This is a genomic window from Desulfurococcaceae archaeon MEX13E-LK6-19, from assembly GCA_029637525.1.
GTDB lineage: Archaea > Thermoproteota > Thermoprotei_A > Sulfolobales > Desulfurococcaceae > MEX13ELK6-19.
The window spans coordinates 1,135,914-1,149,381 of record CP072660.1; the positions used below are offsets into that span (position 1 = coordinate 1,135,914).

The 13,468-nt window shown below is 41.8% G+C and carries 11 protein-coding genes; 6 read left to right on the forward strand and 5 right to left on the reverse strand.

The window, feature by feature from the left end:
* Positions 1-163 precede the first annotated feature (163 nt).
* A complete protein-coding gene (locus tag J4526_06125; protein ID WFO74655.1) occupies positions 164-868 on the forward strand; it encodes an HAD family phosphatase in 705 nt (234 codons plus the stop codon).
* Positions 865-3,033 carry a glycoside hydrolase family 65 protein gene (locus J4526_06130; protein WFO74656.1) on the forward strand — a complete coding sequence of 723 codons (2,169 nt, stop codon included), beginning with the start codon at positions 865-867 and terminating at the stop codon, positions 3,031-3,033. The genes J4526_06125 and J4526_06130 overlap by 4 nt, the downstream gene beginning before the upstream one ends.
* Positions 3,034-3,044: 11 nt before the next feature.
* Here the strand turns inward: J4526_06130 and J4526_06135 are convergent, their stop codons facing one another.
* From J4526_06135 to J4526_06155, 5 genes are all read right to left on the reverse strand, one after another.
* Complete coding sequence (locus tag J4526_06135) at positions 3,045-3,476, reverse strand: universal stress protein (GenBank protein WFO74657.1); 432 nt, start codon at positions 3,474-3,476, stop codon at positions 3,045-3,047.
* Positions 3,477-3,597: 121 nt separating this feature from the next.
* On the reverse strand, positions 3,598-4,524 hold the full coding sequence (gene pyrB, locus J4526_06140; protein ID WFO74658.1) for an aspartate carbamoyltransferase: 927 nt from the start codon (positions 4,522-4,524) through the stop codon (positions 3,598-3,600).
* Positions 4,525-4,571: 47 nt separating this feature from the next.
* Entirely contained in the window at positions 4,572-5,048 is a 477-nt protein-coding gene (locus tag J4526_06145) for a (2Fe-2S)-binding protein (GenBank protein WFO74659.1), read from the reverse strand.
* 6 nt (positions 5,049-5,054) lie between these two features.
* Entirely contained in the window at positions 5,055-5,960 is a 906-nt protein-coding gene (locus J4526_06150) for a xanthine dehydrogenase family protein subunit M (GenBank protein WFO74660.1), read from the reverse strand.
* A 6-nt stretch (positions 5,961-5,966) separates the two neighbouring features.
* Entirely contained in the window at positions 5,967-8,309 is a 2,343-nt protein-coding gene (locus J4526_06155) for a xanthine dehydrogenase family protein molybdopterin-binding subunit (GenBank protein ID WFO74661.1), read from the reverse strand.
* 123 nt (positions 8,310-8,432) lie between these two features.
* Here J4526_06155 and allB point away from each other — a divergent pair, with 123 nt between their 5' ends.
* The 4 genes from allB (at position 8,433) to J4526_06175 (ending at position 13,468) form a co-directional block, all read left to right on the forward strand.
* Positions 8,433-9,779 carry an allantoinase AllB gene (gene allB / locus J4526_06160; protein WFO74662.1) on the forward strand — a complete coding sequence of 449 codons (1,347 nt, stop codon included), beginning with the start codon at positions 8,433-8,435 and terminating at the stop codon, positions 9,777-9,779.
* A 24-nt stretch (positions 9,780-9,803) separates the two neighbouring features.
* Entirely contained in the window at positions 9,804-10,454 is a 651-nt protein-coding gene (locus J4526_06165) for a YkgJ family cysteine cluster protein (GenBank protein ID WFO74663.1), read from the forward strand.
* On the forward strand, positions 10,441-10,974 hold the full coding sequence (locus J4526_06170; GenBank protein WFO74664.1) for a hypothetical protein: 534 nt from the start codon (positions 10,441-10,443) through the stop codon (positions 10,972-10,974). The genes J4526_06165 and J4526_06170 overlap by 14 nt, the downstream gene beginning before the upstream one ends.
* 145 nt (positions 10,975-11,119) lie before the next feature.
* Positions 11,120-13,468 (forward strand): xanthine dehydrogenase family protein, encoded by a 2,349-nt coding sequence (locus tag J4526_06175; GenBank protein WFO74665.1) that lies wholly within the window; start codon positions 11,120-11,122, stop codon positions 13,466-13,468.

Here is a 13,468-nt window from a genome sequence, read left to right on the forward strand (position 1 = left end):
AGATAATCTTATGGTATGAGTTGTTTCCAGGCACTCTCATGTGCCCTTTCTCTTCTATATAGTACTCAAATATACATATTTTTTATATACTACAGACTGGTAGTATATTATTGTTCTGGTATAGTAGTGCAGAGACAAGGAGCTATGAAGGTAGGGTACTTCCATGATTTACGTGTTTATATGGGATTTCGATGGTGTCATAGTGTTTACTCCTCATGAGGAAGCATGGAGGATTGCTGCTGAAACATATGGTGCCAAGGGTTTTACACATGATTTCTACTTAAAGCATGTAGCTGGACGCCCGAGATTTGAAGGGGGGCATGCGATCTTAGAGCTTCTGGGAGTCTATAAAGCAAAAGGTCTTGTAGACAGTGAATCTAAGAAGAAGCTTTTGAGAGAATTTACTAATTTCAAGAATAAAGTCTTTCGCGAGCTCATTGAGAGAGGTGTCTATGAAGTTAATTGGAGTGTTATAGACTTCATTATCCGGGCTAAGAGAGAAGGCATAATTCAAGTACTTGCTTCTGCCTCGAAAAACGCTAGCCCCATAGCTTACAAAGTTATCATTAAAGGCTATGGCGTCTTGGCAAACCTATTTGATATAGATGTTAGTGGGACAGGCCGCTCTAAAGAAGAGGTTTTCAAGAATGCTGTAGAGTATGTTAAAGAAAACTATGGTACAATAGACTGTGCTATAGTTTTTGACGATGCACCCTCGGGAGTCAAAGCTGGTAAGAAACTTGGCTTAAAAGTCGTTGGCTATGGTGGTAATGAATTACTTGAAGCTGGAGCAGATCTTGTTGTTAAAGAATTCAAAGACCTTAACCCCCTGGTTCTGATCAAAGAGCTTGGGTGTATTTTAAAATGAAGTTTATTTACAAACAAAATAAGCTTGATTACCGTATGGAAGAAAAGTTGGGTACATTACTTACTCTAGCTAATGGTAGGTTTTCTATTCGTGGAGAACTAGAGCTTATACCATCACGGTATGGAATCTTTGTCAGTAATGTATACGATTACGCTCCGGTTTACTATAGGGAAATAGTTAATCTCCCAAGACCTATCGGAGTATATATCATAGTTAATGGGGAACCTTTGGTATTCAGTAAAGAAGCTAAGTACCACATAGAGCGTATATTAGATATAAACAAAGGTGTCTTATCAACGAAGATTACTTGGGAGCGTGGAGGCAAGAAAGTACTCTATGAAAGTACGAGAATAGTCCATAAGAAGAATAAGTTTCTTGCAGGGCTTCGTTTCAAGATAAAAACCATGGGTTTTAATGGGAAATTAACCATTATATCACCAATAGAACTTGATAAGACAAATCCTTCTTTTCCTGAACACGTTACTATAAGACACTATAAAGTTCTGGACAAAGTTGATAGCAAGCAAGGTGTTGGCGTTATAGTTGAGACTCATGACAAAAAATATAGAGTCGGTATAGCATCGCTTCTAAGACCTAGTGGAAGAAATGATTTCGAGAGAATTTTCATAGAGACGGGCAATGTTGTTGGAGAATCTATTATTCTTGATGTAAATGACGGGGATGAACATGTGTTTACAAAATACATTAGTGTGGTAAGAAATATTGATGTAGATAATGTTCTCGAGAATGCATTGAATGTACTTGTTGATGCTCTAGATAAAGGATGGAATACCGTATATGAAGAACATGTTGAAGCATGGGAGTCTATTTGGAGAGAAATAGACTTATCTATAGAAGGTGACCCATACGCTGAGAAGTTGTTGAAGTTTAATGCATTTCATCTACTACAGTTAGTTGATGATGAGAAGGATTATATTATGATCCCTGCTCGCGGACTACATGGCATAGGTTATAGAGGGCATGTTTTCTGGGATACAGATATCTATACACTCCCGTTCTACACGCTAATAGTTGGCAAAGCAGGTAGATTGGTGCTTAACTATAGATGTAATCTTCTCGGTAAGGCAATAGAGTATGCTAGATCCCTTGGATATAATGGAGCCAGATTCCCGTGGGAATGTGCTGACGATGGTTATGAGGCAGCACCTAACGAGATTCCTCTCGATGTCCTTGGCAAGGAGAAGATACCGATCTATACTGGTATAGAGGAAGAACATATTACGGCTGATATAGCTTTTGCTGTAGACTATTATTACAATGCTACAGGAGACGACTACTTCATGGAAAGATGTGGTTTGAAGATAATATTTGAGTCTGCTAGGTATTGGGCTAGTCGTGTAAAGATGAAGAATGGATTCTACGTATTGGAGAAAGTGATGGGCCCCGATGAATACCATGGACATGTAAATAATAGTTTTTATACAAATATTCTTGTTAAGAAGAATATGGATCTAGCCATAAGATATTATTATGCCTCACGGAGAAAGAAGAAGTGGTTGCAAGTTGTTAGAGAACTAGGTATAACTCTCAACGAAGTTAATTTATGGAAGGAAATAAGAGACAAGATCTACATACCCTGCAATAAAGATGGTTTTTGTGAGGAATTCGAAGGTTATATGGAGCTCAAAGATTACGTTATTGAAGATGAGTGTTTTGGTGAACAATGCGTTCCAAGAGAGATTCTCAATAGAGTTGAAGAAACAAAGTTAGTTAAGCAAGCCGATGTTGTTGCTGCGATGTTTATCCTCTACGATGAGTTCAAGAAAGATGTTATCAGGAAGAATTTTGAGTACTATGTTAAGAGGACCACACATGCTTCATCGCTTTCACTACCATTTTATGCTGGTTTAGCTGCCCGCCTCGGATTGATAGATCTAGCTTACAAGTACTTTATTAGAGCAGCAGAAACAGACCTAAATGATATCTATGGAAATACTGAACATGGATTCCATGTTGGAGCAGCAGGCGGGGTATGGTACGCATTCCTACATGGATTCCTGGGTATAACATTGAAGAATGGTGAAATAAAAAGTATCGAGCCAAGACTTCCTGATCACTGGAAGAGAGTATCATTGAACATAATTGTTGGTGGCAATAAGAAGAAAGTGGTAGTAGAGAATAAAGAAAATGTAATACATGTATAAAAAATCATGAACTACCTTACAATTAGTACAGGGCAGGGAGCTAGTCTGGCTACAGAATCAGATACACTACCGAGAAGCAATTTCTCGAATCCTCCGAGACCACGACTACCCATTATTATGAGGTCTGCTTTCCACTCCTTGGCTTCCCTAATGATTTCGTCAGCTGGATGTCCGCGCCGTAAAGAAACCTCTACATCAACACCATGTTTTTTAGCTAGTTCTTTAGCTTCAATAATGAGGCTCCTACCTTTCTCTAAAAGACTTTTCTCAAGAACTATACCTATGCCTGACACCATTATGCCTACATGAGTAGTATCGACAACGTGGACGACTCTAACTCTACAGCCTAGCGCAAGTGATAATGCGCAAGCAATGTTGAGGGCTTTCTTAGCGTAGACACTGCCATCAAAAGCAACTAGTATTCGGGAAAATGGATGTTCCAAGACTATCTATACACCTCAAAATCGGTAACTACCATGGGTATATTATGTCAGCTATAGCAAAAATACCAATCGGTGTGATTTACGTGATTAATCATAAAAAAGATTCCATTAATTCCTTAGGCTATACGCCAAGAACCTCCTTTATAAGAGCCGCGCGTACATATAGACCGTTTCTTGCTTGTTCAAAGTATTTTGCTTGAGGCAATTTATCAACGCTTGAGTCTAGTTCCCATGTACGGGGTAGAGGATGCATTATTATTGGTATCTTCCTATATTTCATAAGCATATTGGCTGTTATCCTGTAGCTCCCCTTTAGTTCTTCGTACATACTCTTGTCGGGTAATCGTTCCTTCTGTAGCCTAGTAACATAGAGTACGTCAAGTTTCTCGATAACTTCTTCAACATTGTCCACCAGATAGTAATCGATCTTGCCTTCTATCTTCTTGAGCACTTCTTCTCTTATTTGCAGTGGCTTTGGTGCAATGTAGTAAATAGTGATGTTATTGAATTTTGAGAGAAGATACGATAAACTACTAGGTGTACGACCATACTTAAGATCCCCCATGATACCAATAGTCAACCCGTCGACATGACCTAGTTCTCTCCAAATAGTATAGACGTCGAGGAGTGCCTGGGTGGGATGCTCATTCCATCCATCTCCAGCATTAATTATAGGAGCATTGATAATGTCCTTGATCTGCTCTGGGAACCCAGGTTTACTCTGCCTCAATACTATAACGTCAGGATCATATCCATCAATTATTCTTAGCGTGTCTACATCGGTTTCACCTTTTGCCAAACTAGAAGTAGTAACATCGAAATCAATAACGTCGCCGCCAAGCCTCTTCATGGCAAACTGGAAACTTAGCTTTGTCCTCGTGCTTGGCTCGAGAAATACTGTAGCCATGATTTTTCCTCTAGCATAGTCCAGAATACCTTTATCTCTAATTTCAGAACGTAGTTTCTCCGCTAGTTCGAAAAGATAGAGAACAGTGTCTCTGTCGAATTGTAGAGCAGAAACTATGTCTTGGTTCTTCAGACTAACCATGAGAGTCGAACCTCTATAAACACATATCTTTATTTATATGATAAAAACTATTTCTTTGTTGTTGAACTTATTTGCTCGGCAGCCTTAAGTATAGCTCTTAATATATTAACGTAGCCTGTACATCTACATATATTACCACGTAGATACTCTTTTACATGATCTATAGTTGGTTTGGGATTCTTTCTCAAGAGACTCCAAGCCATCAACACAAATCCTGGAGTACAATAACCACACTGTATAGCGCCTTCCTCGAGAAATGCTTTCTTGATTATATTGAATAATGGGTCGTCTTGAAGTCCCTCAACGGTTATTACATTTCTTCCATCAACTTCTACCGCTAAAGTTAAACAGGAGAGAACAGGCTCGCCATCAACTATTACTGTACATGCTCCACACTCACCTATACCGCATCCATACTTAACACTCGTTATTCCAAGTTTATCTCTAAGCACATTGATCAGTAGCTCATTAGGCTCAACATCAACTTCCACAGGGCTCCCATTAAGTCTGAACTTGATCCTCATATATGATCACCTCTTCGCTCTCTCGAAAGCTTTTAACAACACGTCATAAACAATAGTCTTTGCGACACTACGGCGATACTCGGCAGTAGATCTAATATCAGTTATTGGACTGATATCGTTAACAACAAGCTTGGCGGCATTCCAAGCAGTTTCTTTGGTGAAAACTCTTCCTCTCAGATACTCTTCAACACTCTTTGCTCTAACAGGTGTTGGCGCGACAGAGCCTAGTGCTACAGCAACATCTCTAACAACACCGTCTTTGTCTACAACAAGCTTAGCAGCAGCATTAACTTTGGCTAAATCCATTGAAGTCCTCGCGATCTTTATAAATGCCGAGCCTACATGCCCAGTTGGGTATGGTATAATGATCTCTGTTAGTATCTCATCATAGTTAAGAATAGTCTTCTTAGGTCCTCTGAAGAACTCTGTTATAGGCACATCTTTTACTCCATAGGGCCCGGCGATCCTGAGTTTTGCGTTAAACACCATTAATGGTGGTGCTGTGTCGGCTGCTGGCGAGGCGTTACACAAGTTACCACCAATAGTAGCCATATTACGGATCTGTGGGCTAGCCATAGATTTAACGGCTTCATGCAGGGCTGTGAATTTTTCCTTGATAATATTGTTCTCCTCTAGCTCTTTGAGCCTGGTCAAAGCTCCTATGGACAAGTGTTCCCCATAATCTTTTAATCCATAAAGCTCCTTGATCTTCTTGATATTAATAATGTACTTGGGGTTGATTTGCTTCATTTTAATTTGTACAAGAAGGTCTGTTCCGCCTGCCAGGATCTTTGCATCCGGACCTAGTTTACCAAGAAGCTTAATGGCTTCATGGATTGATGTTGGCTCGTAGTACTCGAATTCACATGGTAGTATACGTGTGTTGACACGGTTAATCCATGGAACACCCATGACCGATCACCCCTCTTTCCCGGAAAGTGCTTTAAGGATCTTCTCTGGTGTAATTGGTAGCTCGTAGAATCTTATGCCAATAGCATTATAGATCGCGTTGGCAATAGCTGCTGCAACAGGGTTTTTGGCTGCTTCACCAAGACCTTTTGCGCCGAAAGGACCTGTAGGTTCATGTGTCTCAGCGAAGATTACCTTGAAGTCATCTGGGTTAGGGAGGTCTTGTGACGATGGTATCTTGTAGTCGGTTATGAAGCCATGTGACAGGAGATCACCTGTAACAGGATCGTATGGTGTATCCTCGAGTAAAGCCATTGACAACCCCATGGCAAAGCCTCCATGTATTTGTCCTTCAGCTAGCTCGGGATTGATTACTGTGCCACAGTCGACTCCAGCTACGACTCTAACAGGCTTTACAACACCAGTATAGGTGTCAACTTCTACTTCAACAAAGTAGACTAGGTAAGCTGGTGGAGCTGCTGGAGCACGATAGGAAAGCGATACTGATAACGTGCCCCAGTTCTTCTGCCATAGAGTCCTGGCTAGTTCTCTAAGTGTGATCCTTTTATCGGGGCTGCCTTCAACATAAATAATAGTCTCGCCGCTTTCCTCATCGTACTCCATTCTAAGCCCTTCAGGTGTCGCAACAACACCAAGTATACGGGCTGCATAATTAAGTATCTTCTCTTTAAGCAATCGTGCAGCACGTCTAGCAGCCTCGCCGCCAACGAATACGCCACGGGATGCATGTGTACATACATCGTATAGTGTTGTGTTGGTATCACTCCATACAATGTTTATTTTCTCGACCGGCACCTGTAGTTCTTCAGCTATAATCTTGGCGTGAGCATCGAGCGTTCCACCGCCATGGTCTTGTAGTGCAGTGATATAATCTATTGTCCCGTCATCGTTGAGCTTCAATATAACACCAGTATAATCAATGACAGTGCCCGACAAGGGGCCTCCAGCACCACTTGTATGGAATCCACGTGCAACTCCTATTCCACGGCGATATCTTCCCTTCTTATCTCTTGGATCTCCTCTCTTGCTCCAGCCTATTAGCTCGGCTCCTTTTCTCATCAACTCGGGGACTCCATCACTCCTAATAATAGACCTTACAGTTGGCCCTTGTCCCCAAAATAGGTCGCCTTTACCAACATAGTTCTTGAGCCTAAACTCAATAGGGTCGATGCCTAGTTTTTCAGCGAGCTCATCAATAACGGTTTCAACAGCCCATGTTACCTGGGGGTTCCCGAAACCACGCATAGCACAGCTGGGTACCTTATTGGTGTAAACAGCTATTCCGCGATACCGTATATTCTTCCATTTATACAGTGATACAAACCAGCCTAGGGCAACACCGAGTAGGGGATAGGGTTGGATCTGGTGTGCACCAATATCCATTATGTTCTCTAGCTCGCCGGCAATAATAGTGCCATCTCTCTTAGCGCCAGCTTTGATCCTCAAGTACATTTCGTAACTACAATGCTCATGCATATCTTCTTCACGCGTAAGAGCGATCTTGACAGGCCGCTTGGCTTTGAGAGCCAATGCCACGGCAACAAGGACAACAGGGTTTGTCTGTATGCTAGAGCCAAAACTTCCGCCTATAGGGATCTTGACTACATTGACTTTACTTAATGGTATGTTGAAGACTTGTGATACAAGTATTCTCGTGTTATGAATTGTCTGTGTTGTAGTCCATATAGTCACGCCACCATTGGGCTCTGGCCGCACTACAACAGCTTTGGGCTCAAGTTGCATATGGTATCTACGATTTGTCTTGAAACTCCTCTCGATAACAACATCGGCTTCCTCAAAAGCCTTATCAGGATCGCCTTCAACGTACTCGTATTTACATGCAATATTATTGATAACATCTACTTCACGATCCTTCAATAATATCTTCTCATGAATTCTAGGAGCATCATCCTTCATTGCATCCATAGGATTCAGAACAAACGGTAAAGGCTCCCACTCGACTCTTATCGACTCAAGAGCCTTTTGTGCCAAATACTCGGATTCAGCAGCAACAGCGGCGACATATTCTCCAACAAACTTCGGGTGATCAGTGAGAACCTCCCAGTCCTTGTAGGTGACGTCTTCGGTGCTGACTAGCCTAGGATTAAACTTGACACGCGGGACATCCTTGAAGGTAATAACAACAGCATTATACTTCTTGGCACCACTTGTATCAATATTCTTTACACGAGCATGTGGATAAGGGCTTTTAAGTATCCTACCATAAAGCATTCCAGGCAACACAATGTCATTAGCATATTTTATTTGACCAGTAATCTTCGCAACTCCATCATGTCTAGAAATCTTCTTACCAATAAACCTATATTTCATAATAAGAGTACACCAAGTTAATTCTTAGACAGGTAATAGAAAAATATAGCCCTCTGCTAATTTTTCTATTGATCGTGGTTTATTTATTGGATTTATGGGAACTATTCTACTCGGGGGTATTCTGTGTCAAATTTGCTCGTACGCGGAGGACACATTGTTTATCCATGGCGTATTATTGAAGGGGATATCCTCATCGAGAACGGTGTTGTAAAGGCTGTTGGCAAGAGTATCCCTAGACCAAATGGTGTAGAAGTAGTTGATGCCGAGGGTATGCTCGTACTACCAGGTGTCGTCGATATACATGTTCACATGAGAGAACCTGGTCTAGAATATAAAGACGACTTCACTAGGGGTACACTAGACGCATTGATGGGTGGGGTAACGACGGTACTAGAGATGCCTAATACTCTGCCACCGGTTGATACTCGTGAGAGACTAGTTGAGAAAGCAAAACTTCTTGAGCCCAAAGCCTATGTTGACTTCGGGCTCTATGGTGTTATACATGATGGTAATATAGATGAGTTTAAACCCATGGTCGAAGCCGGGGCTATAGGCTTCAAAATATTCTTGGGGCCAACCACGGGGGATATACCGGCACCGAGCACACCAACATTATACGAGGCAATGGAGTTGTCGAAAGAAACAGGCGTTACACTGGCATTCCATGCAGAAGAATGGAGTCTTGTGAAGTATTTTACCGAGAAGATAAAGACGAGTGGTAGAATTGATCCAGAGGCACACATGGATTCAAGACCCCCCATATGTGAGGAACTGGCTATAAGAAAACTAGCAGTTATAGCGAAACACACGGGGGCACGTATACACATTGTCCATATGAGTAGTTGTGAAGCAGTAGAAGCACTCAGACAAGCAATAAATGAAGGAGTTGATATCACTGGTGAGACAAATCCTCATTACCTACTACTTGATTCAAGAGACTACAAGAAGTACGGCACACTAATTAAAGTAAACCCACCTATCAGAGAGCCATGGCATCGTGAATGCCTATGGAAAGCAGTGAAAAACAACATAATAACCATCATTGCTTCAGACCATGCCCCACATAGTGCTGATGAGAAAAAACGTGATGTATGGAGTGCTCCGGGGGGATTCCCGGGAGTAGCGACACTACTGCCACTAATGATCGACCAGGCACTGAGGAACAACATATCTTTAATGAAAATACCAGAACTATTGTCCTTGAACCCAGCTAAAAGATTCAATCTATATCCTATGAAAGGCTGTTTAGAACCAGGTTGCCATGGAGACATAGTAGTCATAGACCCGAACAAGGAAACAGTGATCGATAAGAATAAACTCCATACAAAACACAAGCTAACACCATTCCATGGATGGAGACTCAAGGGCATGATAAAACACGTCATACTAAGGGGAACACTAGTTTACAGTGAAGGAGAAACTATTGATAAGCCTACAGGTAAACTAGTGAAGCCAGTTAAGAATATATAGCATGAAATCTTGGTGTACAGTATTTTGCCCAAATACATTATTCCCATAGGCCCTAAAAACGATGCTATGTACAACTATACTGTACTCTACCATATGGCTTTATTGAAGAAACACTATATCGGCACGTACTACATTCCTTCACAAAACATATACGCTCCAGTCTTTAAGCTGGATAGTAGAGATAATTATCCCAGGAAATACTTTATTGAAATCGATGAGAACATTATTGAAGATTCATATAAGATGATTTGTCTACAATGTGGTGAGTGTTGCCGTGTTTATTCCGGGGCTTTCATGTTCTCAATAGAAGCTATGGGGCTTGACGAGATTATAGAGAAACTACCATATAGATACTATAGGCTCCTAGATGGCATCAACGTAAAAATATATAGTCTTGACGTAGGCAGACATGGTAGATGCGTATTTTTTGATGAAGAAAAGAAATTGTGTAAAATACATATGATGAAACCAGTAATATGCATGATTACTTTTTGCGGCTTAGTTGCACTACGTGGTAATACCATATATTATAAGTACGGTATTGATAAAGGCAAGCCTGTTTTTAAGCCATGGAGACATAGTATAGACCTGCTTAAAGATATGGTTAAACAGGAAGCCAAGCGTATGAGGAGACTATTCGGGTATGAATGGAGAAAACATTGTGGAATGCATTAAGTTGTTCAAGGAAATACTATGTATTGCCGAGGAGTCTCTTGTATGCCGCCTAGCCAAGGATCTTATTACATGTATTGAGAAGAATTGTCCCCTGATCTGTCTATATTCTATATTGAAGATAATCTATGAGGTTGTTGGCCAAGAAACCTATTATAGGCTCATAGGCGTTGGTGATGATGAGTTCCAGCGCATATTATCTAAGAGAAGCCGTGAATACGCTAGCTTCAAAACATGGATGATAACTAAACTCAAAGGGGTTGATGGAGTTACTCGAAAGAAACTACTTCGTCTCTATCTAACATTATCGAACTATGTTCATCCATCAACAAGACTATATGAAGGTCTTGAGGTAGACAATGAGCTGATACTACGGGCCATGGATGCTATCGTGTACATGATTACTCTGGGTAATAATAATTATTTACAGAGATTATGTGGGATAGCTGATCCGGAGAAGCTCAGCAGATGCCTCTTTGTTAAGACGAGTAAACGTGTATCAAAATATTGTATTGAACCATAGTGTTTTCACATAAACGAGTAAGCAGTTAGTTAAAGAGTGTAGGGAATATGTTGTCTATAGTGTTTATTGTTTGGCTGGGATTAAGTTATTATAGAATAGAGACAGTATATTGATGATGTAGAGTAGACTGTTTTGCGTGGTATACATGTCTATAGAAGATCCATTTGATCTAATTAATAAGTGGCTTTCGGCCAGAGAATACATTGTTGTTGGAAAGAATATTGTGCGTAGCGACTCTATAGATAAGGCGTTAGGCCGTGCTAGATTTGTTGAAGACTACTTTGAGCATGGGCGTATGCTTTTTGTTAAACAAGTCCTTAGCACGGAACCTCACGCGTTAATCGAGGATATTGATTACTCTAGAGCACTAGAAGTTCCTGGAGTTGAGAGAGTTATTACTTACCGTGATATCCCGGGCGAGAACCAGGTAGGTTACGCGTTACCTGATCAGCCTCTTCTAGCCGAGAAGAAGGTGAGATATCATGGAGAAACAATTGCTCTTGTAGCTGGCTGGGATATAGATCATGTTCTTCAAGCCGCGGAGGAAGTTAAGGTAAAGTACAAGCCTCTGCCAGCATTACTGGATCCTCTTGATGCGATGGAGAGAAATGATGTTCTTGTACATGACGAGTTTGGCTCGAATATAGCGTTTAGAACCAAGGTTAGGCGTGGAGATGTAGAGAAGGGATTTAGTGAAGCTGATGTTGTTGTCGAAAACGAGTATAGGACACATCACCAAGAGCACGCGTACCTCGAGACAGAAGCTGCTCTCGCAATACCGGAAGATGGCGGGGTAACAGTTATTGGTTGTCCACAATACCCCCACTTGGCTCAACAGATTATTGCACGTGTACTAGGTTTACCTGCATCCAAAATAAGAGTCATCACACCATACATAGGTGGTGCTTTCGGCGGTAAAGACGATGAAGGGCCGCTGGTATCAGCTAAAGCAGCACTAGTAGCCTATGTCACTGGTAAACCAGCTTTCCTCATGTACACTAGAGAAGAATCCATACGTATTCACCCGAAGAGAGAAGCAACTATTATAAAGTATAAATCAGGGGCATCAAGAGACGGGAAATTAACAGCAATAAAGGTAACTATTATCCATGATACAGGTGCATACGCCAATAGGGGACCATTCATACTGTGGAGAGCAACAGTACATGCATCAGGACCATATTATGTACCTAATGCCTGGGTTGACGGTTATTGTGTCTACACGAATAAAGTACCCCAAGGGTCTTTCCGTGGATTCGGTAATCCCTCAGTACAGTTTGCAGCAGAGTCCCAGATGGATGAGCTAGCCCGTAAACTTGGTATGGATCCTGTTGAGTTTAGGCTCAAGAACCTGCTTCGCCCTGGAATGGAGACTATTACCAGCCAGAAACTGGATCATGCTGTTGGAGTCGCCGATATGGTTGACAAGCTCGCCAAGACGATTAATTGGTGGAGGCTAAGGAAAGAAGTGGAGGAATGGAATAAGCGTAGTAAGCGGTTTAAACGTGGTGTGGGAATAGGGGTTGCATGGCATGGTATTAGTACTAGTCGTGGAGTACCTGATTGGAGTAATGCTTACATAAAAATAGACAAGGATGGCTCAGTGACAGTATACACTGGTATCGTAGAAATAGGACAGGGGTCGCCGTCGAGCAGCCATAGGCAAATTGTTGCAGAAGTTCTTGGCGTACCACTAGAACTCGTAAGGATCATACATGGGACAAGTGATGCACCGGACACAGGGGCTACACATGCATCAAGAGGGACTAGTATTGGTGCTATAGGCGTACTTGTTGCAGCTGCTAAACTACGTGAGCGGCTCAACAAGTTGGCAGCCGATCTCTTGAACGCTCCTCCTGATAAGATCGTTATGAGAGAAGGTAGAATCTATGCCAAAGGTAGAGAAGAAAAAACGATTACATGGAGGGAACTAGTTAAGCAAGCATATGCTAGAGGAATAGATCTCTCGGCTACAGGATACTTCTTCCTACCCAAAGGCAGATTTGACAACGAACGTGGACAAGGCTATGCTTATCCAGCCTACAGCTTCGTAGCGGTTGTCGTGGAGGTTGAAGTCGATACACATACTGGTAGAACAAGAGTGTTAAAGGCATGGCCAGGGCTTGCTGCAGGCAAGATAATCAACCCGGTACAAGTCGAGGGACAAATCGAGGGAGCGATCACACAGGGCATAGGCTACGTTCTTATGGAAGAACTCCGTTTCGGCAACAAGGGAGAGATCATTAATACCGATCTAACAGACTACGTGATACCTACAGCAATGGACGCACCGCTAGAAGTCGAGAAACCCGTTTACGTTGAGGACTTGTTCAAATACGGGCCATTTGGAGCTAAAGGTGTTGGCGAAATGGCTTTCATACCATTACCTGCAGCTATCGCCAATGCTGTATCACATGCTCTCAACACAAGAGTTAAGGAGCTACCGTTGACACCCGAGAAACTCTTGAAATTAATTAAAGAAACGGAGAGGTGA